At 38.7% G+C, this 23,735-nt stretch carries 20 protein-coding genes and 1 tRNA gene; 2 read left to right on the plus strand and 19 right to left on the minus strand.

The annotated features are described in order from the left end of the window. Window positions 1-19: 19 nt before the first annotated feature. The 12 genes from BMX18_RS03665 to purR form a co-directional block, all read right to left on the minus strand. Entirely contained in the window at window positions 20-682 is a 663-nt protein-coding gene (locus BMX18_RS03665; RefSeq protein WP_093815121.1) for a CHAP domain-containing protein, read from the minus strand. A 185-nt stretch (window positions 683-867) separates the two neighbouring features. Next, window positions 868-2,307 (minus strand): glutamate synthase subunit beta, encoded by a 1,440-nt coding sequence (locus tag BMX18_RS03670; protein WP_074564451.1) that lies wholly within the window; start codon window positions 2,305-2,307, stop codon window positions 868-870. A gap of 1 nt (window position 2,308) precedes the next feature. Beyond that, window positions 2,309-6,826, minus strand: coding sequence for a glutamate synthase large subunit (gene gltB, locus BMX18_RS03675; RefSeq protein ID WP_093815123.1), 4,518 nt, complete (start codon window positions 6,824-6,826; stop codon window positions 2,309-2,311). Between the two features lie 195 nt (window positions 6,827-7,021). Beyond that, the gene (glnA, locus tag BMX18_RS03680) at window positions 7,022-8,368 is read right to left on the minus strand and encodes a type I glutamate--ammonia ligase (protein ID WP_039696248.1); all 1,347 of its coding nucleotides are present in this window, start codon (window positions 8,366-8,368) and stop codon (window positions 7,022-7,024) included. Window positions 8,369-8,414: 46 nt separating this feature from the next. Continuing rightward, entirely contained in the window at window positions 8,415-8,786 is a 372-nt protein-coding gene (locus BMX18_RS03685; RefSeq protein WP_015695674.1) for a MerR family transcriptional regulator, read from the minus strand. A gap of 81 nt (window positions 8,787-8,867) precedes the next feature. Continuing rightward, window positions 8,868-9,413, minus strand: a complete 546-nt coding sequence (locus tag BMX18_RS03690) for an FUSC family protein (RefSeq protein ID WP_093815125.1) — start codon at window positions 9,411-9,413, stop codon at window positions 8,868-8,870. A gap of 133 nt (window positions 9,414-9,546) precedes the next feature. Then, window positions 9,547-10,743, minus strand: coding sequence for a phosphoglycerate kinase (gene pgk / locus BMX18_RS03695; RefSeq protein WP_093815127.1), 1,197 nt, complete (start codon window positions 10,741-10,743; stop codon window positions 9,547-9,549). A gap of 180 nt (window positions 10,744-10,923) precedes the next feature. Further along, window positions 10,924-11,937 carry a type I glyceraldehyde-3-phosphate dehydrogenase gene (gene gap, locus BMX18_RS03700; protein WP_021143165.1) on the minus strand — a complete coding sequence of 338 codons (1,014 nt, stop codon included), beginning with the start codon at window positions 11,935-11,937 and terminating at the stop codon, window positions 10,924-10,926. 207 nt (window positions 11,938-12,144) lie between these two features. Then, a complete protein-coding gene (gene fusA / locus BMX18_RS03705) occupies window positions 12,145-14,223 on the minus strand; it encodes an elongation factor G (protein WP_020917479.1) in 2,079 nt (692 codons plus the stop codon). Window positions 14,224-14,424: 201 nt separating this feature from the next. Continuing rightward, a complete protein-coding gene (rpsG, locus tag BMX18_RS03710; RefSeq protein WP_004233289.1) occupies window positions 14,425-14,895 on the minus strand; it encodes a 30S ribosomal protein S7 in 471 nt (156 codons plus the stop codon). Window positions 14,896-14,916: 21 nt separating this feature from the next. After that, window positions 14,917-15,330 carry a 30S ribosomal protein S12 gene (gene rpsL, locus BMX18_RS03715; RefSeq protein ID WP_003066537.1) on the minus strand — a complete coding sequence of 138 codons (414 nt, stop codon included), beginning with the start codon at window positions 15,328-15,330 and terminating at the stop codon, window positions 14,917-14,919. A 245-nt stretch (window positions 15,331-15,575) separates the two neighbouring features. Continuing rightward, a complete protein-coding gene (gene purR / locus BMX18_RS03725) occupies window positions 15,576-16,391 on the minus strand; it encodes a pur operon repressor (protein ID WP_020917482.1) in 816 nt (271 codons plus the stop codon). A gap of 570 nt (window positions 16,392-16,961) precedes the next feature. Here purR and BMX18_RS03730 point away from each other — a divergent pair. Continuing rightward, the gene (locus tag BMX18_RS03730) at window positions 16,962-17,201 is read left to right on the plus strand and encodes a hypothetical protein (protein WP_074564455.1); all 240 of its coding nucleotides are present in this window, start codon (window positions 16,962-16,964) and stop codon (window positions 17,199-17,201) included. Between the two features lie 100 nt (window positions 17,202-17,301). Here the strand turns inward: BMX18_RS03730 and BMX18_RS03735 are convergent, their stop codons facing one another. Genes BMX18_RS03735 through rsgA form a run of 5 tightly spaced genes read right to left on the minus strand, consistent with a single transcriptional unit; the run spans window position 17,302 to window position 21,672 of the window. After that, window positions 17,302-18,240: a 3'-5' exoribonuclease YhaM family protein gene (locus tag BMX18_RS03735; protein WP_006531898.1), complete on the minus strand. Its 939-nt coding sequence runs from the start codon at window positions 18,238-18,240 to the stop codon at window positions 17,302-17,304. Beyond that, window positions 18,230-19,504 (minus strand): DNA recombination protein RmuC, encoded by a 1,275-nt coding sequence (gene rmuC, locus BMX18_RS03740; RefSeq protein WP_006531897.1) that lies wholly within the window; start codon window positions 19,502-19,504, stop codon window positions 18,230-18,232. Before rmuC ends, BMX18_RS03735 begins: the two co-directional genes overlap by 11 nt. 1 nt (window position 19,505) lies before the next feature. Then, window positions 19,506-20,138 (minus strand): thiamine diphosphokinase, encoded by a 633-nt coding sequence (locus tag BMX18_RS03745; RefSeq protein ID WP_093815129.1) that lies wholly within the window; start codon window positions 20,136-20,138, stop codon window positions 19,506-19,508. Continuing rightward, on the minus strand, window positions 20,131-20,793 hold the full coding sequence (rpe, locus tag BMX18_RS03750; RefSeq protein ID WP_093815131.1) for a ribulose-phosphate 3-epimerase: 663 nt from the start codon (window positions 20,791-20,793) through the stop codon (window positions 20,131-20,133). Before rpe ends, BMX18_RS03745 begins: the two co-directional genes overlap by 8 nt. A 6-nt stretch (window positions 20,794-20,799) precedes the next feature. Next, a complete protein-coding gene (gene rsgA, locus BMX18_RS03755; protein WP_093815133.1) occupies window positions 20,800-21,672 on the minus strand; it encodes a ribosome small subunit-dependent GTPase A in 873 nt (290 codons plus the stop codon). Between the two features lie 187 nt (window positions 21,673-21,859). Here rsgA and BMX18_RS03760 point away from each other — a divergent pair. Further along, window positions 21,860-21,948, plus strand: a tRNA-Ser gene (locus tag BMX18_RS03760). A 41-nt stretch (window positions 21,949-21,989) separates the two neighbouring features. On the opposite strand, the gene BMX18_RS03765 is transcribed toward BMX18_RS03760, so the two are convergent. Continuing rightward, a complete protein-coding gene (locus tag BMX18_RS03765; RefSeq protein WP_093815135.1) occupies window positions 21,990-22,724 on the minus strand; it encodes a LytR/AlgR family response regulator transcription factor in 735 nt (244 codons plus the stop codon). 662 nt (window positions 22,725-23,386) lie between these two features. Further along, a partial coding sequence (locus BMX18_RS03770; protein ID WP_257609184.1) for a GHKL domain-containing protein occupies window positions 23,387-23,735 on the minus strand: 349 nt, incomplete at its 5' end.

Here is a 23,735-nt window from a genome sequence, read left to right on the forward strand (position 1 = left end):
CCAGACTTATTCTATCTTGTTAATAACTTTCTGGATAGATATAGCTGACTGTTCCAGCAGTGTTACTCTTTGTTGGATCAAACCAACCACGATAATTATCAATCCATTGTTTATTGCCATAATTAGATTCTAAAACTTGGATTTGCCCACTGGCATTTACAGCTGTCACGTAAGCCACATGCCCATAACTATCAGGATCAGTCCAGCAGACAATAGCTCCTACTTCAGCTTGTGTCCCAATCACATAACCTTGTGAAGCGGCATTGGCTGCCCAGTCGCCAGCATTTCCCCACCAATTACTTGCCCATGTAGCTACCTGCTTAACACCCCAAGTGCATTGCCCAACAGGGTAAGTATTAGTCGAGCTGTCCTGCTTTGACGCTAGCACATCAGTTTGGCTTACCTCAGAATTCCTACTTGATGTTAACAAATTAGTCACAAATGGATCAATTGGTGTCTTATCAGGTATCTGTAGCACTTGCCCAGGAACAATAGTGTCATAAATAGACATCCCATTTAAGGCTGCTAAGTCATAAACACTTAGTCCATACATCTGCGCCACACTATAAAATGAATCACCACTTTGCAAGGTGTAAGTATCTGCTTTTACATTTACTTGTGAAAATAGCAAAGCACCTGACAATGTCGCCGTAGCTAGAACTAATTTTGTTTTACAATTCATAAAAATCTTCCTCCCTTTATGAACACTAGTATAGCAAGCCAATATTACAAATTATATAAAGGATTGTAAGCGTTATATTTCACGAAATCTCAATTTGCAAAATGAACGTTACAAAAAAACTGCCCAATGGACAGTTTTTTTATGATTGAAAACAAGAAAGTGTGTTAAACGCTTAGATTAATTCATTATTGAGCAACCATGACACGAAGACCTTGGTCGATTTGTTCAGCAGCCTTACGTCCTTCACGGATTCCCCAAATGACAAGACTTGGACCACGACGAGCATCACCAGCAACAAAGACACGATCGTTGTTAGTTGAATAATCATCATAAACACTTTGGACACCAAATTGTTCAAAGAGTGATTTTTCAGCACCAGTGAATCCCATTGCTAACAAGACAAGGTCAGCTTTAATCGTTTCTTCGGTACCTTCGATTGGTTTGAAACCAGGACCAACTTTGATAGTTTTCGCAGCAATGACTTGGCCACGATCAGCACCAATAAATTCTGTTGTTGATGTTGCATAAGTTGTCAATTCAGTATCTTGAACATAGTTAGCTTCTTCTTGTCCATAACCAACACGTTTGATCATTGGGTATTGTGGCCATGGATTAGTTGGTAAGCGTTTTTCTGGTGGTTCTGGAGTGATTTCAAGCTGTTTAACGCTTGCTGCACCTAAACGAACCGCTGTACCGATACAGTCATTACCAGTATCACCACCACCGATAACAAGAACATGTTTTCCTTCAAGTGTTGGACCAAGTTTTTTGTTATCAGATGCAAGAACATTTTTAGTTGTTTCTGTTAAGAAATCAACTGCAAATCGAATACCAGTCAAGTGACGACCAGGAACATCCAAATCACGTGGCACACTAGCACCAGTGGCAAGAACTACACGGTCATATTCTTTCAACAAATCATCTGCAGTAATATCACGTCCAACTTCTGTATTGGCAACAAAATTGATACCAAGTTTTTCCATAAGATCAATACGACGTTGAACAACTTCTTTATCCAACTTCATATTTGGAATACCGTACATCAAAAGTCCACCAAAGCGATCACTACGTTCATAAACTGTAACACTGTGACCAAGTTTGTTAAGACGCCATGCTGTTGAAAGGCCTGCAGGACCAGAACCAATAACGGCAATTTTAAATCCTGTACGAAATGCTGGACGACCTGATTCTTCTACCCAACCATTTTCAAAGGCTGTATCGATGATAAAACGTTCGTTATCATGGATAGTAACACCAGAGCCATTGAGACCCTCTGTACAGCCTTTTTCACATGGAGCTGGACAAACACGTCCAGTCATCTCTGGAAACGGATTAGTGCGTGATAAACGCTCAAATGCACGCTTATAGTCACCTTTGTATAGTAAATCATTCCATTCAGGAATCAAATTGTCATTTGGACAACCTGAAACTGCACGTCCACCACCGTAAAATTGTCCTGAGTGACAGAAAGGAATCCCACAAGACATGCAACGCGCAGCTTGCTTTTGGCGCTCTTCTGCTGTTAATGGAACTTGTAATTCTTCAAAGTCCAAGATGCGTTCAGCAACAGGACGAAACGGATTGTCTTTTCGATCATATTTCAAAAATCCAAACGGATTAGCCATTTTATTTACCCCCTGTTACTTGTGCGAGAAGCTCTTCTTTTTCTGCTGCTGTTTCAGCTCCACCAGTTGCAATTTCGAAAGTACGCAATTCAAGTTCGTCACCTTCTAGACCAGTATTAGCAAGAGCATACTCAATGTTATTGATTTCGTGGAACTCAGTTGGGTAAACTTTGACAAATTTATCAACTTCTTGTGCCCAGTTGTCAAGCAAACGTTTAGCTTTGGCACTACCAGTGTATTCGTAGTGTTTTTGAATCATATCTACCAAAACATCGTCACCACGTGTTTCACCAACTTTGTAAAGGTCAACCATTTGACGGTTAACTTTTTCAGCGAAATCGCCATCAGCATCGTAAACGTAAGCAACACCACCACTCATACCAGCAGCGAAGTTACGACCTGTTGTACCAAGGATAACCGCAACACCACCTGTCATGTATTCACAACCGTGAGCTCCGACACCTTCAACAACAACTTTCGCACCTGAGTTACGAACACAGAAACGTTCACCAGCACGACCAGCGAAGTAAGCTTCACCTTTGACCGCACCAAAGAGGGCAACATTACCAACAATTGGTGAATTTTCAATATCATAAGCAGCATCATGTGGTGGTTTCACAATCAAACGTCCACCTGACATAGATTTAGCAATGTAGTCATTGGCTTCACCGACCAAAGTCAATTCCATACCTTGAGTAATAAAACTTGCAAATGATTGACCAGCAATACCAGTGTATTCGTACTTAATCAAACCAGGTTCAACTGAGTAGTTACCATAACGTTCAGCCATCCAACCTGCCATACGAGCTCCGACAGCACGTTGAACATTGTTGATTTTTTCTTTGACTGTTACGCTTGTACCACTATCGACAGCGGCTTTGGCAAATCCATCCAATTCTTTCCATTGACGTGCTTCAGCAAATGGATCTTCTGTCTTACGTTCAATTGGATAAGCTGTTCCAAGCATACGAGAAAAATCAAGTGATTTAGCTTTACCTTTTGGAACAAATTTAGCTTTCAAGATTTCTGAATGTCCGACCATTTCATCAACAGAACGGAAACCAAGCTCAGCCATGTATTCACGCAATTCTTCTGCCATAAACATCATCATGTTGATAACATGTTCAGGTTTACCAGCGAAGTGCTTACGAAGTTCTGGGTTTTGCGTTGCAACACCAACAGGACAAGTATTAAGAGAACATACACGCATCATGACACAACCAATTGAAATCAATGTCAAACTTGCAAATGAATATTCTTCTGCACCAAGAAGTGTGGCAATGGCAACATCACGACCTGTCATCAATTTACCATCTGTTTCAAGCGTCATACGTTGACGAAGGCGATTAAGTGACAATGTTTGATGAGCTTCAGCCAATCCCATTTCCCATGGAAGACCAGCATCACGAACAGAGTTACGAGGAGAAGCTCCTGTACCACCATCATAACCAGAGATAACAACCTTATCAGCACCAGCTTTTACACAACCTGTAGCAATTGTACCAACACCAGTACTTGAAACCAATTTAACATTGATTTTAGCGTAAGGATTAATAGCTTTAAGGTCATAAATCAATTGAGCCAAATCTTCGATTGAGTAGATATCATGGTGAGGTGGTGGTGAAATCAAACGCACACCAGGCGTTGCACCACGAATTTCAGCAACCCATGGGAAGACTTTTTGACCAGGCAACTGACCACCTTCACCAGGTTTTGCACCTTGTGCCAACTTGATTTGGATTTCTTCAGCAGACATAAGGTATTCAGCATTAACACCAAAACGACCTGAAGCGACTTGTTTAATCTTAGAGTTCAAGTTACGACCATCTGGCTGTACTTTGAAACGATTACGGTTTTCCCCACCTTCACCAGAGTTAGATTTAGCTCCAATTGAGTTCATTGCTTCAGCTATTGTTTCGTGTGCTTCTTTAGAAAGTGAACCAAAACTCATGGCACCAACTTTGAAACGTTTAACAATTGCTTCTGCTGGTTCAACCTCAGAAAGGTCAACTTTTGGACGATCTGATTTAAATTCCCAGATTGAACGAAGTGTCGTCGGAGTTGACAAGGCTTCTTTATCCAATTCAGCAGTGTATTCTTTGAAGAGTTTGTAATCTCCTTTACGAACAGCTTGTTGGAAATTGTAGATTGTATGTGGATTGAAGAGGTGATATTCACCATCTGCTTTAAATTGATAAATACCGCCACTTTGAAGATAATCACCACGACGAGGACCAAAGGCATCTTCCATACGTTGAAGATATTCTTTTTCAATTTGGTCAAGAGACAATCCACCGATACGTGTTACTGTACCTGTAAAGTATTTGTTAACAACTGAGTCTGAAAGACCAACTGCTTCAAATAATTGAGCCCCTTTGTAACCAAGGATTGTCGAAATCCCCATACGGCTCATAACTTTAACGATACCTTTTTCAGCTGCTTTACGGTATTTTTCAAATGCTGTTTCATCTTTACCGTATTCTTTCAATGTTGCATAAGCACCATAAGGGTGAACGGCTGCAGCACCATAACCAACCAAAGTAGCAAAATGATGAACTTCAATTGCTTCTGCCGTATCCACAACAATTGAGAATTGACTAGCTTTTCCTTTGACAACCATGTAGTTATTCAAACCAGAAACAGCCAAAAGCATTGGGATTGTTGTTTGGTTTTCTTTTACATTGCGGTCTGAAAGAATGATAATCTTGCTACCATTATCAACAGCTTTTTCAGCTGCTTTGAAAAGATTTTCTAACGCACGTTGCAAACGATTATGTGATGGTTCAACAACATCGTAAACTGTTGAGAGAGTTGTTGCACGGTAACGTTCGTCTTGCAAGTTAGCGATTTTGGCAAAATCTTCGCTTGAAAGAACTGGACTATCAATTTTAACTTTGACACAGTTATCAGCACCATCAGCTTTGAAGTTACCATCACCACCGAGGTAAACACTTGTTGAAACGACAATTTGTTCACGAATCGCATCGATTGGTGGGTTTGTAACTTGGGCAAATTGTTGTTTAAAGAAAGTGAAAAGAGATTGACTCTTATTAGAAAGAACTGCTAGTGGGCTATCAAATCCCATAGAAATAACAGGTTCTTCACCTTTTTCAGACATTGGGAGGATAACTGTACGAATAACTTCTTCATTATAGCCGTAAGCTTTCCACATTGTTTCAATGTCATTTGTTTCTTGAGTTAATTCTGAAGCTTCAAAGTCATTAAGATGTGCAATATTTTCTTCAACCCATTCTTTGTATGGATGTTGTGCAGCATAGTAGGCTTTGACTTCTTCATTACGCATCAATTTACCAGAAGTTGTGTCAATCAACATCATGTTACCAGGTCCAAGCACACCTTTTTCGATAACGCGACTTGGTTCAAGGTCAACAACACCAGATTCACTTGAACAGATTAAGAAATTATCTTTTGTCAATGAGTAGCGGCTAGGACGCAAACCATTACGGTCCAAACGAGCACCAACCATGTCACCATCTGTAAAGACAAGAGCAGCTGGACCATCCCATGGAGCTACAAAACTTGATGCATATTCATAAAATGCTTTAAGGTCATCAGGAAGACCTGACTCGTCACCCCAAGCTTCTGGTACCATCATCAATAGACTTTGTGGAATATCACGACCATTACGATAAAGGTACTCTAAACAGTTTTCCAACTTGGCAGAATCTGAGTTTTCTTCATTATAAACTTCAATCTGGTGGCTGTGCATCCAGTTTTCTGCACCACGAAGGGTATTGATTTCACCATTGTGAGCCAAGAAACGGAATGGTTGTGCACGATCCCAAGATGGGAAAGTATTTGTAGAGAAACGAGAGTGTGTCAATGCAATGTGTGATTTGAAATGTTCATCTTGCAAGTCAGGATAAAAAAGACCAACTTGGAAGGCATGAAGCATCCCTTTGTACACAATTGTTTTGCTTGAAAGAGAACAGATGAAAAATTCATCAGATGAAAAGCTCTTTTCAAGTTGACGACGCAAGCGGAACAATTTGTCTTCAAAATCACGACCAGCTTTAGTATCATCAGGTTTTTTAACAAAAACTTGTACAAAACTTGGCATAATTTCTTGTGCCGCTGGACCACAATTGTCATAATTGAATGGCACATCACGAGTCATCAAAACATGGAAACCAGCTGATTTAATTTCTGCTTTAACTGCTTCTAGAAGGCTATCTTTAGCCTCAGTATCTTGAGGTAAAAATAGTTGTGCAACAGCGTAGTCACCTTTTTTAGGTAAATCATAACCTGCTTCTTTTGCTTTTAATTGGAAAAATTCATCTGGTAAAGCAAGCAACATTCCGGCACCATCACCAGTATCAGGTTCAGCTCCTGTACCACCACGGTGATTCATACGTGTCAACATTGTCAAGGCATAATCAATCAAAGTATGACTTGCTTCACCATCGAGTTGTGCAACAAACCCCATCCCACAGGCATCTGATTCAAAAGATGGATCCCAAAGCGTTGTCTGCTGCGCCCTCAAAGCACTTTCATTCATAGCTCTTACTCCTATCATTAATACAAATAGTCTAAAATAGACTAAAATAGTCTAATTATTCAGAATATTTACTTCACATTATACCACATTATCTCTAATTAGAATAGCTCTTATTTAAACTTTCTATTTAGAATGTGGTATTTTTTGGGAAAAAAAAGACAGCTAAAAGCTGTCTTACTTACTTACTACTACTTCTTAGTAAAGATCTAGATAGTTGTCAATTTCCCATTGTGAAACAAAGGCCGCATAGCTTGACCATTCAATTTTCTTAGCTTCCACAAAGTTTGTAAAGATGTGATTTCCAAGAGCAGCTTTAACCACTTCATCATCTTGTAATGCTTTAACGGCATTGTGCAATGTTGATGGAAGATCACGAATTCCAGCTTCTTTACGTTCTTCTTGAGTCATGATGTAGATATTTGATTCAACTGGAGCTGGTGCTTCAATTTTGTTTTCAATACCATCAAGACCTGCTTCAAGAAGGACAGCAAGAGCAAGATATGGGTTAGCAGTTGGGTCAACTGAACGAAGTTCCAAACGAGTACCCATTCCACGTGATGCAGGTACGCGGATAAGTGGTGAACGGTTACGTCCAGCCCATGCGATGTAAACTGGTGCTTCATAACCAGGAACCAAACGTTTGTATGAGTTTACAGTTGGGTTCATGATTGCAGTGTAGTTATAAGCGTGTTTCATCAAACCGCCAAGGAAGTAGTATGCTGTTTCAGACAATTGCATACCTTTTGGATCTTCAGTATCAAAGAAAGCATTGTTTCCATCGTAGTCGAACAATGACATGTTACAGTGCATACCAGAACCGTTGATACCGAATTTAGGTTTAGCCATGAATGTAGCGTAAAGACCATGTTTACGAGCAATTGTTTTAACAACAAGTTTGAAAATTTGAATGTTATCACATGCTTTCAAAACATCAGCATATTTAAAGTCGATTTCGTGTTGACCAATCGCAACTTCGTGGTGACTTGCTTCAACTTCAAATCCCATTTCAGTCAAAACATTAACGATTTCACGACGAGTGTTATCTGCAAGGTCAGTTGGTGCAAGGTCAAAGTAACCACCGCGGTCGTTTACTTCAAGAGTTGGTTCACCTTTTTCATCCAATTTGAACAAGAAGAATTCTGGTTCTGGACCAAGGTTAAATGATTTGAAACCAACTTTTTCCATGTGACGAAGTGCACGTTTCAAGTTACCACGTGGGTCACCTGCGAATGGTTCACCTTCTGGAGTGTAGATATCACAGATCAAACCTGCAACAGCACCATTTTCACCACCCCAAGGGAACACTGTCCATGTATCAAGATCTGGGTGCAAGAACATATCAGATTCGTTGATACGTACAAAACCTTCGATTGAAGAACCATCGAACATTGCTTTGTTTGACAATACTTTGTCAAGTTGTTCGTCAGTTGCTGGGATTTCTACGTTTTTCAATGTTCCAGCGATATCTGAGAACATCAAGCGTAAAAATGTAACATTTTTTTCTTTGACTTCGCGACGGATGTCAGCTGCTGTAATAGTCATGAATTTAGGTCTCCTTTTAAAACCGAAATAACCGAGCGGCGCTTATTTAGATGCGCCAATTGCTAATGTACTGTGATGGGGCCGAAAAACGACCTTGGTTTCGGAGTTCATCTTGTAAGATTCGACGAACATCAGCATCAGTTAAAGACTTCTGCTTCTGAAGTGCTTTATCTTGTCTATCCGCGTATTCACGCTTGATAGCCGCAATATTAAGCCCCTCGTCAAGGAAATCTTTAATTTCAAGCAATCGATCCATATCATTTAATGAAAACATACGACGGTTACCTGAAGTACGTTCTGGGGTTATTAACCCTTGATCCTCATAATAACGAATCTGACGTGCTGTTAAATCGGTCAATTTCATTACTGTCCCAATGGGAAAAACCGCCATGGAACGTCTGAGTTCTTTTTCTTTCATGATGACCTCCTTCCGATAATTATTATAGTCTGAAAATTCTAAACTGTCAACCCCATATGTCAGGAAATATGACATTAAGACTCAATTTTTTTCATTTTTATTTTTCAACCACTCACGAACCATGTCTACATCAGAATTAACGAGTATAGCAACAAAGACTCCGCAGAATGTTTCAAACACCCTTGCAAAGACATACAAAATCGTATCCCCAGCAGGGATTGATAGCGTAATAATTAAAAGTGCCGACGTTCCACCAATAATCCCTGCTTTATTATTAATCGAAACATTGATCATAATGCCAAGCATGGTAAATACTGGAACAAAAATCAAAGTCACCCAAAATTGGTTGTGAAAAAATTGATTAATTAAAAAGAAGAGCAAAGATAGAAAACCACCGACACTATTTCCAACAATACGTGAAAAACCAAAGTGAACACTTTTATCCAAACTTTCACGTAAACTGAAAACAGCCGTCAGCGTTCCAATCTGCAGCCCTTCCCAACTAAATAAATAAAATAATAAAAGAACCAAAAAGACAGACAAACCTGTCTTCAGCGTTCGCATCCCTAACTTAAACTTACTCGGATCAAATTTATAATTTGATAAAAGATCTTTCAAATACTTCATAACCCACAACCCAATATATTTTCTTTATTTTAACACATTTTAAATCGTTTTCGCTAGACTGGAATGCGTTTACTTTTTCAAGTGTAAACAAAAAAAGAGCCCCAAGGGGCTCTTCTATTCTCAAAGTTGAGAATTATTTGTCAGTCAATGCAGCAAGACCTGGAAGTACTTTACCTTCAAGAAGTTCCATAGAAGCTCCACCACCAGTAGAGATCCATGAGAATTTGTCTGCACGGCCAAGGTTGATAGCTGCGGCAGCTGAGTCACCACCACCGATGATTGATTTAACGCCTGGTTGTTTAACGATAGCGTCCATTACACCGATTGTACCAGCTTGGAAGTCAGGGTTTTCAAATACACCCATAGGTCCGTTCCAAACAACTGTTTTAGCACCAGTCAATTCTTCGTCGAATTTAGCGATTGATTTAGGACCGATATCAAGACCAAGGAATCCAGCATCTACAGCTGCACCTTCAGTATCTTTAACTTCAGTGTAGTCAGCAAAAGCGTTAGCTTCTTTTGAGTCAACTGGCAAGATCAATCTACCGTTAGCTTTAGCCAAAAGTTCTTTAGCAACGTCAAGTTTGTCTTCTTCAACAAGTGAGTTACCGATTTCGATACCTTGTGCTTTAAGGAATGTGTAAGTCATACCACCACCGATAAGAACTTTATCAGCTTTTTTCAACAAGTTTTCGATAACACCGATTTTATCTGAAACTTTTGAACCACCAAGGATTGCGATAAATGGACGAACTGGGTTTTCAACAGCTTCTTGGATGTAAGCAATTTCGTTTTCAAGAAGGAAACCTGCAACAGCTTTTTCAACGTTTGCAGAGATACCTACGTTAGATGCGTGTGAACGGTGTGCAGTACCAAATGCATCGTTAACGAAGATTCCGTCACCAAGTGAAGCCCAGTATTTACCAAGTTCTGGATCGTTTTTAGATTCTTTTTTACCGTCAACATCTTCAAAACGAGTGTTTTCAACAAGAAGAACTTCACCATCTTTAAGGTTGTTGATAGCTTCTTCAAGTTCAGCACCACGTGTAACACCTGGGAAGACAACATCTTGACCAAGTTTAGCTGCCAAATCAGCTGCTACTGGAGCAAGAGATTTACCTTCTTTATCAGCTTCTTCTTTAACACGTCCAAGGTGAGAGAAAAGAATTGCACGACCACCTTGTTCGATGATGTACTTGATTGTTGGAAGAGCCGCAGAAATACGGTTGTCATTAGTGATAACGCCATCTTTCAAAGGTACGTTAAAGTCAACACGGACAAGAACTTTTTTACCTTTCAAATCAACGTCTTTAACAGTCAATTTAGCCATTGATAGGACTCCTTATAATTTTTTATACATGCTAATTATATCACAAAACCTGTAAAAGAGGTAGTTAAATCAATAGAATTTGTCCCTCAGCCTCTACAAGCGCATGAGATTTAAAGAACATATTTACAGAAAACAAAAAAGAGAGGAATAAATCCTCTCTTTAACTGATCAACTCAATGATTATTTAGCAATTTTTGCGAAGTATTCAAGAGTACGAACAAGTTGTGAAGTGTATGACATTTCGTTGTCGTACCATGAAACAGTTTTAACCAATTGAGTACCGTCAGCAGCTTCAGTTACTTCAGTTTGAGTTGCGTCAAACAATGAACCGAATGAGATACCTACGATATCGCTTGAAACTACTTGGTCAGTGTTGTAACCGAATGATTCAGTTGCAGCAGCTTGCATAGCAGCGTTAACTTCTTCAACAGTTACTTTTTTGTCAAGAACTGAAACAAGTTCAGTAAGTGATCCAGTTGGAACTGGTACACGTTGTGCATGACCTTGAAGTTTACCGTTCAATTCAGGGATAACAAGACCGATAGCTTTAGCAGCACCAGTTGAGTTAGGAACGATGTTTTCAGCAGCAGCACGTGCGCGACGGAAGTCACCTTTACGGTGTGGTCCATCAAGAGTCATTTGGTCACCAGTGTAACCGTGAACTGTAGTCATTGTACCAACTTTAAGACCGAAGTTTTTGTTCAAAGCATCAGCCATTGGTGCAAGACAGTTAGTTGTACATGAACCAGCTGAGATAACTGTTTCAGTACCATCTAGGATTTCGTGGTTAGTGTTAAATACGATTGTTTTAACATCTGATCCACCAGGAGCAGTGATAACAACTTTTTTAGCTCCACCTTCGTGCAAGTGTTTTTCAGCAGCAGCTTTAGTTGCAAAGAAACCAGTTGCTTCAAGAACGATTTCTACACCGTCGTTAGCCCAGTCGATTTGTTCTGGGTCACGTTCAGCAGAAACTTTAACGAATTGACCGTTAACTTCAAAACCACCATCTTTAACAACAACATCACCGTTGAAACGACCTTGAGTTGTATCGTATTTCAACAAGTGAGCAAGCATAGCTGGGTCAGTAAGGTCGTTAATACGAGCTACTTCAACACCTTCAACGTTTTGGATACGACGGAATGCAAGACGACCGATACGACCGAAACCGTTAATACCAACTTTAACTACCATTAGTGATTTCCTCCTTATGAAAATCAAAAAAAAATTTTTTATTTTAAAAGGTTTCCCTTTTAGACAATTGTGAAAAGATTAACTTACGTAGGCACAAATCAACCTTTCAACGCTATTATTATATAACTATTTCGCTAAAATTGCAAATATTATTACCGTTTTCATTACAAAAAAGGACGCTCATTTGAGCATCCTTTTTATGAGTAATTATTCACCAGAATTTTTCTTGATGATTTCTTCTTGAACTGATTTAGGAACGTCTTCGTAGTGGTCAAATACCATCATGAATGTACCACGTCCTTGAGTTGCAGAACGAAGAACTGTTGCGTAACCGAACATTTCAGCAAGTGGAACGAAGGCACGAACGATTTGGCTGTTACCGTGAGCTTCCATACCATCAACACGTCCACGACGAGCTGTAACGTGACCCATAACGTCACCAAGGTTTTCTTCTGGAGCTGTGATTGTAACAAGCATCATTGGTTCAAGAATAACTGGGTGTGCAGTTTTAGCAGCTTCTTTAAGTGCAAGTGATGCAGCGATCTTGAAGGCTGTTTCAGATGAATCGACATCGTGGTATGAACCATCGTAAAGTTTAGCTTTAACGTCAACCATTGGGTAACCAGCAAGAACACCGTTAGCCATAGATTCTTGAAGACCTTTTTCTACTGCAGGGATGAATTCACGAGGAACGACACCACCGACGATAGCATTTTCGAATTCGAATCCTTTACCTTCTTCATTTGGAGTAAATTCAATCCAAACATCACCGAATTGACCTTTACCACCAGATTGGCGTTTGAAGAATCCACGTGCTTGAGTAGCTTGACGGAATGTTTCACGATATGATACTTGTGGAGCACCTACGTTAGCTTCAACTTTGAATTCACGTTTCATACGGTCAACAAGGACGTCAAGGTGAAGTTCACCCATACCAGAGATAACTGTTTCACCAGTTTCAACGTTAGTTTCAACACGGAATGTTGGATCTTCTTCAGCAAGTTTTTGAAGAGCGATACCCATTTTATCTTGGTCAGCTTTAGATTTAGGTTCAACCATCAATTGGATAACTGGTTCTGGAACATCGATTGATTCAAGAATAACTTTAGCTTTTTCATCAGTCAATGAGTCACCAGTTGTAGTATCTTTCAAACCAACAGCAGCGGCGATATCACCAGCGTAAACTGTTTCGATTTCGTTACGGTGGTTAGCGTGCATTTGAAGGATACGTCCGATACGTTCACGTTTACCTTTAGAAGTGTTAAGAACGTAAGAACCGCTGTTCAATACACCTGAGTAAACACGGAAGAATGTCAAACGACCTACGAATGGGTCAGTCATGATCTTGAACGCAAGGGCTGCAAATGGTTCGTCATCTGAAGCTGGACGTTCTTCTTCTTCATCTGTATCTGGGTTAACACCTTTGATTGCAGGGATGTCAAGTGGGCTTGGAAGGTAATCGATAACCGCATCAAGCATCATTTGAACACCTTTGTTTTTGAAGGCAGAACCACAAAGAACTGGGAAGAATTCAACATTGATAGTTGCTTTACGGATAGCAGCTTTCAATTCAGCTTCAGTGATTTCTTCACCTTCAAGGTATTTCATCATCAATTCTTCATCAGTTTCAGCAACTGCTTCGATCAATTTTTCACGGTATTCGTTAGCTTGATCTACGTATTCTGCTGGGATGTCTTCTTCAAGAATATCTGTACCAAGGTCGTTAGTGTAGATTTCAGCTTTCATACGAACCAAGTCAATGATACCACGGAAGCTATCTTCAGAACCGATTGGCAATTGAATTGGGTGAGCGTTAGCTTGAAGACGATCGTGAAGTGTGCTTACTGAGTAAAGGAAGTCAGCACCGATTTTGTCCATTTTGTTTGAGAATACGATACGAGGAACACCGTATTCAGTAGCTTGACGCCAAACTGTTTCTGTTTGAGGTTCTACACCTGATTGTGAGTCAAGAACTGTAACCGCACCATCAAGAACACGAAGTGAACGTTGTACTTCGATTGTGAAGTCCACGTGCCCTGGTGTGTCGATAATGTTTACGCGGTAGTCTTTCCATTGTGCAGTTGTAGCGGCAGAAGTGATTGTGATACCACGTTCTTGCTCTTGTTCCATCCAGTCCATTTGTGAAGCACCTTCGTGTGTTTCACCGATTTTATGGATTTTACCAGTATAGTAAAGAATACGCTCAGTTGTTGTTGTTTTACCAGCATCGACGTGAGCCATGATACCGATGTTACGAGTTTTTTCAAGTGAAAATTCGCGAGCCATTTTTTTCTCCTATTATAAATTTAGTTTACTACTTTATTATAACATACTTTTAGAACGGATAGGCAGGACCTACCCGTTCTAAAGATGTTTTATTAAATTTGATACAACTTAAGCAGAAATAAATTCTGATTAAGCAAATTTCGAATGCCAGTAGTAAAACAAATTAAATGCATTCGAAGTGACGTATCATTATCTTGCAGATTACCAGCGGAAGTGTGCGAATGCACGGTTTGCTTCTGCCATACGGTGTGTATCTTCGCGTTTTTTAACTGAAGCACCAGTGTTGTTAGCAGCATCAAGGATTTCTTTTGCAAGACGATCTTTCATAGTGTGTTCACCACGATCACGTGATGCGTTTACCAACCAACGAAGTCCAAGAGTTGTACGGCGTTCTGGACGAACTTCAACTGGGACTTGGTAGTTAGAACCACCGACACGACGAGCACGTACTTCAAGAACAGGCATGATGTTTTCCATAGCTGTTTCGAATACTTCAAGTGCATCGTTTCCAGTAGCTTCTTTAATTTGTTCAAATGCATCATATACGATTGATGCAGCAGTACCACGTTTACCATCAAGCATAACACGGTTGATAAGACGTGTTACAAGTTGTGAATTGTATAATGGATCTGGCAATACTTCGCGTTTTGGCGCTCTATTTTTACGACTCATTCTTTCTTATCTCCCTTCTTATTATCCTTTAGGACGTTTAGCACCGTATTTAGAACGGCTTTGTTTACGGTCAGCAACACCTGCAGTATCAAGTGCACCACGAACGATGTGGTAACGTACCCCTGGAAGGTCTTTTACACGTCCACCACGGATAAGAACAACACTGTGTTCTTGAAGGTTGTGTCCGATACCTGGGATGTATGCAGTAACTTCGATAAGGTTGCTCAAACGTACACGAGCGAATTTACGAAGGGCTGAGTTAGGTTTTTTAGGTGTCATTGTTCCAACACGTGTTGCAACACCACGTTTTTGTGGTGAAGATACGTTAGTTTGAACTTTTTTGTGGCTGTTGTAACCAACGTTAAGAGCTGGTGATTTAGATTTTTCAACTTTAGATTTACGTGGTTTACGTACCAACTGGTTGATTGTAGGCATCTACTTTTCTCCTGTAAGATTTTTATTTTGGTTGATAGGGCGCTTGGTGACAGTCCCTATCTAAAATGTGTACTTTGCAACATTTGTCAGCACGTCTCTGTACACTCTGGAGAGACCAAAAGTAAAAAGTACCGTTCATAATAATACCATAAGACTGGCAACATGTCAACTGATTTTGCTTGTTTTTCCTGTTTTGAAACATTATTTTCAGAGATACAAAAAAAGAGGCAATCGCCTCTTTCTGATTATTTGTCAAAGATATTACCAAGTTCTACTTTAACGTGGTTATTTTTAACGTCAATTTCTGAAACTTTTAGCAATGATTTATAGTTCATGCGGTCACGTTTTTCTTGTGCATTTTCAGCAAAGACAGCAACACCAACTAATGTACTATCAAATTCTGTCAAAAGGCTAACCATACCAGAAATTGTACCACCACCTTTAAGGAAATCATCGACAATCAATACTCGGCTATTTGGTTTCAAGCTACGTTTTGACAAGAACATCTTTTCAATACGATCACTTGATCCGCTTGCGTAATTGACAGAAACCGTAGAACCTTCAGTAATTTTAAGGTCTCGGCGAACAATAACAAAAGGTACATTTAAAATATTAGCTACAGCATTAGCTAATGGCACACCTTTTGTGGCAACTGTCATAACAGCATCAATCTTGTGTCCTTTAAAGGCATTAGCAATAATACGCCCTACACTTTGTAGAATGCGTGGTGTACTTAGCAAGTCTGATAAATAAATATAACCACCTGGAAGGATACGATTACTTTCTGACATACTATCACGTAAATCTTCAATAACCGACCTTGCTTCTTCTTCAGAGATTCCTGGTGTAAAAATGACACCTCCACTTGCCCCTGTGACAGTTTCAATTTCACCAATGCCAGATTCTTCAAAAGCTTTTTTAATGATGGCAATGTCTTCAGAAATAGAAGATTTTGCTGCTTCGTATTTTTCAGCAAAAGTGTTTAAACTTGTCAACTTATAAGGGTTGTTAATCAAATAGTTGGAGATGACAACCATGCGTTCACTACGTCGTAATTTCATAATTTCTCCATTTTTAGTATCTGTTTTTGTTATTATAACATAAGAAGACGAAAAAAACGAACATTTTAATAAAAAATGTACGTTTTTTATGTTTTTTCCTAATGTAAAGGGATTCTTGAGAGCGTAATATTAAAATGTTGTGTTATTTAACGCACTTTATAACTTTAATAAACTCTCTTAAAATGTGGAAAAAAGCTATCATAGCAACATAGTAAGCGTTATCCTTTGACAGTAAAAAATCTTCAATAATATAACATCAGCGAGAAGAGACAGCTATAAATGATAAACCATAGATGATAAAGCAATTGATAATCTCGATTTGATACCGTAAAGTGAAATAATATTGTTTCTTGTTTAATTAATGGTCCTTAGTCTATTTGCACAACGATGCAATTAATGAAAAACGGAGGTCTAATTATGGAAAAACTGTTCAAATTAGCTGGTTTGATGCTAGCAACGATTTTTAGGAGCTTGTCGGGCGCAAAATAACGCTACTGCTTCAAATCAAACCGAAACAACTAGCCCTAGTTATTCTAGCTCAGACATTTTTAATGTAGCACCTCAACTTTTTTGGATGGAACTTATGTTTTAGAAAGATTTGATGAAGTTAAAACTTTAATCATCAAGGATGGAACTGGCCAACTAGAAACTAAGAAATACGACGAAAAAATTGATATTGATTCAGTAAAAGTCAATGTTGACAAACAGATTATCCTAATCGGTGATGATATGAAAACCTATCAATTAGACGGTAATCAACTTACTTTGACTGAAGGTGATGGAAGCCAAGATATCTATACGAAGCAATAACTAATACAACTGTGCATCATTCAAAGGTATCCGTCTGGATACCTTTTTTATATTAAAAAACCGTGGGCGAACCACGATTAGAATTTCTTAAATCGATTAATTATAGCTTTGGTTTATAGAAAGAACGGTTGTCCATAGCAAAGATACGATTTGTCATTTCGCCTTCATCAATACGGCTCAAAGCTGTTGTCATCATCATCATTTCAGCATCGATATTATCAATCATGTGAATAATTTCTGCTTCCATGACACGTGGACGAACTGGACTACCATATTCCAGTAAACCATGGTGACTTAAGACAACATGACGGAGAATAATAACATCTTCTTTCGTATCATCAATATTTAACTCTGTCAAAACTTTTGTAATTTCTTCATCAATCAAAGCAATGTGACCGATTAGATTACCACGAACCGTGTACTCTGTGTTGTCTGGACCTGTCAATTCAATAACTTTAGCTAAGTCATGGAGCATAATACCAGCATAAAGCAAGCTCTTATTAAGCTGTGGATAGACATCACCAATCGCATCTGCCAAACGAACCATAGTTGCTGTGTGGTAGGCTAAACCTGATTCAAATGCATGGTGATTAGTTTTAGCAGCTGGATACGTAAAGAATTCTTTGTCATATTTGCGATAGAGTGCACGAACCACACGTTGCCAAACCGCATTTTCAATTTTAAACATCATCTGTTCAAGATATTCTTTGACATCAAGAACATCAACAGGTGATTTTTCTTTGAAATCGCGTGGGTCATTTGGTTCACCTTCTCGTGTATTACGTAGCGTAATTTGGTTCACTTGAGGTGTGCCGTTATAGACCTCACGACGTCCTTTCATATAAACAACTTTACCTGCAGTGTATTCTTCAACGTTATAAGGCTGAGCATCCCAAAGATTTCCTGAGATTTCACCACTATCATCTTGGAAGGTGAAGGCGATGTAATCTTTACCAGCTCTTGTCTTACGAAGTTCTGCAGATTTTATCAAGTAGAACCCTTCAAAGAGTTCGTCTTTTTTCATTTGACTAATTTTCATGATTGTCCTCTTCTTCTAATGGTGGGAGGTTAAGCAAGCTTTTCGTTGCTTGATCTTGGTAAGATTCTACTGTATTCAACGCACGGATAATTGCATTTGTTCGTGTGGAAATCAAGCTATCCAAGGTATTATTTGCAGTGTTAATTTGTTTTTGAGCTTTAACAAGCATGTTGCCAAATTTCTCAAATTCCACCTTAACATTCCCTAGAATCTTGCTGATATCGTTCGCATTTTTCTGAATATTAAGAGTTTTGAATCCGACAGCAAGCGAATTTAATAGAGCTGATAGCGTTGATGGACCTGCCACAACAATATTCTCATCACGTCGCAAGCTATCAAAGAAGCTAGCATTGCGAACCACTTCTGAATACAATCCTTCTGTCGGTAAAAACATAATACCGAAATTAGTTGTCTCAGGTGGATTTAAGTATTTTTTATTGATATCTTTAGCAAAACGTTTGATACTATTTAGAAGTGACTTACGATAAAGTTCAACTTGTTCCTTATCACCACTTTCATAAGCATCTTCTAAACGATAATAATCTTCCAACGGGAATTTTGAATCGATTGGCAAATAAACATAGCCATCGTCTTCAACTCCTGGGAGTTTGATGGCATATTCCACGCGTTCGCTTGAACCAGAAACGGTCGGAACTTCACGTTCGTACTGACTTGGCGTCATGATATCTTCGATAATTTGCCCTAATTGCAATTCACCGAGAATACCACGTGTTTTCGTATTAGAAAGCACTTTGTTCAAGGTACCAACATCCTGAGCGACTGTTTTCATCTCACCCAAACCTTGATTAACAGATTCTAATTGTTTTGAAACTGTCTCAAATGAGGCTTTCAAACGATTCTGCAAAGTCTGCTCTAGCTTTTCTTCAACGGTCTGACGCATTTCTTCTAAGCGTTTTTCATTAGACGCTTGCATTTCTTTGACAGAATTTGTCAAATTACGGTTAATGATTTCTAGGCGTTGGTCAGAACGGTCGCGGTTCTCGCTTAAACTTTTATGAAGCACATCGCGAATATCATTTAATTGTGTATATAAATCATTTTGCAGACGATTGAGCTGATTATTTAAAGCCAAGACCTGATCTTTTTGAGCTAAGTCAAGTTGATAAGAGACTTGGTCAGATAAATTATCTGCATTATCGTCCATTTTTTGTGATAAATCATCAGTTAGCTTTGCGATTTTTGATAAAAGGTAAACCAACAAAGCAACTCCAATGACTCCTAACAATAAAGTTATTACTAACATATTACCTATCCTTACTCTGAATAACGATAAGATAACCCGATGCTAAAGTAACTGTAATAGGCTGCTGGTCTAGAAATTCGTTGCTAGAATAAATTTTCTTTTTGAAAAAATTTTTAGCATTCAAATTGTATTTAGCTCCTTCAATGGTTAAATCTGCATCGCCATCAGCCATGAAAGACACATAGGTCATTTCGGCTTCAGGCAAAACTTGGCAAGTCCCCGCTGGATAAAACTGAATGCTGTTTTGCTTGTCTCGCAAAGTTATCTGACGCATAAATGGTGCTAAATCAGGATCCCCAGGCAAGAAGAGATTGGACATCATATGATCAATTCGACCACCAAACGCTCCAAAAATCGTGACTTGAGCCTTTGGATATTGCTCAAATACTTTTTTTAAAGCAAGTTCAGTATCAGTATCATCCTTTTCAGGACATGCTTGAACAAAAGCTTTCGCTGTTTTTTTAATCAACTGCAGTTCATCTTGACTAACTGAGTCAAAATCACCAACTGCAAAATCCAGCGGGAGCTTATTTTCTAATAAAAACAAACTGCCTCGATCCACACCGACAAAGACATCAAATCCAGTGGAGAAATCTGATAATTGACCACCAGCAAATACAGCTACCTTAGTCATCTAAAGCCACGCGCAATGTTTCTACTTGTGCAGTCAAATCGCTTGCTTTAAAGAGATATGATCCTGCAACAAAGACGTTAGCTCCAGCTTGATAGCATGCTTTAATAGTCTTGTTATCTACACCACCGTCAACTTCAATATCAAAATCGTAACCTTTTTCGTCACGAATTTTAGCAACTTTTTGAACCTTTTCAAGCATTTCAGGAATGAAAGCTTGACCACCAAATCCTGGGTTAACTGTCATGATAAGCACTTGGTCAACCAAGCTCAAAACAGGTTCAATAGCTGAAACAGGTGTTCCTGGGTTGATAACAACACCAGATTTCATGCCAGCTTTTTTAATTTTTTGAAGGGCACCATGAATGTGAAGGGTTGATTCTGCATGAATTGTCATGATATCAGCACCAGCTTGTGCAAAAGCATCAACAAAGCGTTCGGGATTGACAACCATCAAGTGGCAATCAAAAACAAGTTTGCTGTGTTTACGCATGCTAGCCACAACATCTGCACCAAAAGTAATGTTAGGTACAAATTGGCCATCCATAATATCGATGTGCACATATTCAGCACTTGTTTCTTCAATACGTTTTAATTCTGAAGCAAAGTTAGCATAATCAGCAGCTAAAATTGATGGAGCGATTTTATTGTTTGACATAAGTACCTACTTTCTTTTTACAACTTTCTTATATGTTTCGCGACGATTCTCAATTTCACTGAGAAATTGAAGATAGTTATCATAACGTGACTGCCAAAGTTCTCCAGACTCAACGGCGTCTTTGACCGCACACGATGGTTCATGAGTATGCGTACATGAACGGAATTTACACAAACGACTTAAACGACGGAGCTCTGGAAAAGCTTTGTTCAGGTCTTCTGCATTAGTTATTTCGTAATCCAGTGATGAAAATCCTGGCGTGTCAGCGATTTTACCACCGTTGACATTATAAAAACTAACAGCTCGTGTCGTGTGTCGACCACGCCCAAGACTATCTGAAATTTCACCTGTTTCTAGTTTCAAATCAGGAGCAATCTTGTTTAGCAATGTTGATTTTCCAACACCTGTCTGTCCCATAAAGACGGTTACTTTGTCCGTCAAGAGCGGAAGCAATTCGTCTAAAGATGTGCAAAATTGATAACCAATTTCTTGGTATTGTTTTTGAATCGCTGCAATCTCATCAGGATTTGTCAATAAATCCATTTTTGAAATATAAACAATTGGTTCAATCGCCTTATGCTCTAATAAAACCAAGAAACGATCTAACAAATTAGCATTAAAATCAGGCTCTTTAGCTGACATGATGACCACCGCTTGGTCGATGTTGACAATTGGTGGGCGAACAAGACTGTTTTTTCTGTCATGAATTGCTAAAATATAACCTTCTGAATGGTCTTCTGCTGAAAAATCAACAAAATCACCAACGTAAGGTGTTTGACCTTTTTTTCTAAAATTTCCACGCGCACGTGTTTGATAAACAACTCCATCAGATTCTACATAATAGAAACCTGCTAGAGACTTGATAATTCTACCTTGCAAATGTATTTCCTTTTTTTGATTGATAGTCCCATTATAGCAAAAAATGGGCGTTTATTCAGTAATCAAGCCAAAAGATTTCACTTGATTGGCTTTTTTACTTCAAAGGAGTATAATGGCATTGTCTTTTAGAAATGGTGACATAGCTAATGTTTTTGATTAAGCACACTTCACATCACTATTAGAGTTTGGAAAGGTGGCCCAGCTTGGTACGGCACCAGACTCGAAATCTGGCAAGTGGAATCCTTTCACACGCGGGTTCAAATCCCGTCCTTTCCTTTTTAAAACGCAAAACGCCAACTAACAAGCTGGCGTTTTTTCTATTTCAGATTTTCCATTTTTAACCTTAAGTCTTTGATATATTTTCTAGAAACATAACAGGTTTTATCATCGTCAAAATAAACCAAACCTTCTTTTTTATCTAACCTAACAATATTATTTAGGTTAATCAGATATGATTTATGACATCTAAATAATTTCTGATTAGCTTGCATCACTTCTTTGATTGAACCATAAAAATGACGTTGTCCAGTTTTTGTAATCAACTTCAGGCGATGACTTTCCGCGGTTTCAAAATAAAGGATATCTTCCAAGGGAATGCGGATTTTCGTTTTGTTATTTTCAAAAACAAATATTTCCTTAGGAATGTTAAAGCCTTGGTCCTCAAAGACCTTTTGCAAGCATTTTTTTAAGTTATCTTTTATCGCATCATCTTTATCTGTTTTATCAATAAAATCAAGTGCACTAACTTGCGCTCGATAAGTTAATAACATGAATTCAGAGTGAGTCGTCACAAAAACAATTGTCGCTGTGCGTGATTTTTCCCTTATCGCCTTAGCCACTTCAATTCCTTTGGTATTATCTCCATGAATATCAATATCCAGGAAAAAAATTTGAGGAAAAGACTCCTCAACTAGGTTAGTTAAATAATCAGGTTCACTAAATAAATCAAAATGACGGGTTTCCCACTGATTTGTCTCGAGTAAATCTCCAATCATTTTTTCAATACGGAACTGCTGATTTACATTATCTTCTAATACATAGATATCAATCATTGTTTTCTCCCTTAAACAATAACATCATTGATCATCTATTATTGTAACATATAAAAAATCCCTATCGACCGACAGGGACTAAAAAACTATTAGTTGCAAGCAAAAAACATCCTATTGTCTAAACTCAACACTCCTGGCTCAATGTGTAGAAAGGGTTGGTGTGCGGTCGATGAAGGATACTAGTGCTCCGCTCGTCTTGCTCTCTACAATTTCATCAAACTATTTCCTTTTAATATCAAGTAGTTCTTTTTTTATGGATGGATTTTTCTCCCAGAAAAACACTAATACTAGCGCATAAATCACCTTTATCTTCCCCAGAAATGATTTTAAAAGTATTGTAAGTATTCTCTGAAAAACAGATGTCAAAAGTTAAACTAATACTTGACAATAATGTCAGCTATTATTTTCCCCTAATCTCCAATAACAACTAACCTGAAATAGCAGGTTGATTGATCAATAAAACTCTTAAGATTTCTAAACTCATTTGCCACTAACCCCAAAAGCAAAAGTGAACAAAAATCTAATTCGTCAATGCTCCAACTAAGAAGTTATCCTCTGATAACCATATCTATCATACCCTTTTTTCGTGCCAATTTAACGCCCAATTCCTAAAAGGACAAAAAACATTCCTAAGAGGACAAAAATTAGCTTTTTAGGAATAATTATGCCTCAAAAATTCGGACAACTTGTGTGAATGTGTAATCTGAACTGCGGGTTTCAACCGACAAATTCTCGTAGTCATCTTGAAAATCCATTAGCGTCGCTAGCCCGAGGCCGCGATTGTCTCCTTTGGTTGAGTAGCCACGCTCAAAAATCTTAGTTAAATCCACCGATTTTTCCTTAGTTGAATTCTCAATCATAAAAACAAACTCATCATCTTGGTAGAAATTGGCGACTGAGATTCTTGGCTCCGCAGACTCCAAAGCGGCTTCTATGGCATTGTCAAACAAAATTGACAAAATTCGAATATAGGAAATCAATGGAATCTTTGGAGTTCCCATTTTTTCGGCA

It is taken from the genome of Streptococcus sp. 45 (assembly GCF_900108865.1).
GTDB lineage: Bacteria > Bacillota > Bacilli > Lactobacillales > Streptococcaceae > Streptococcus > Streptococcus ruminicola.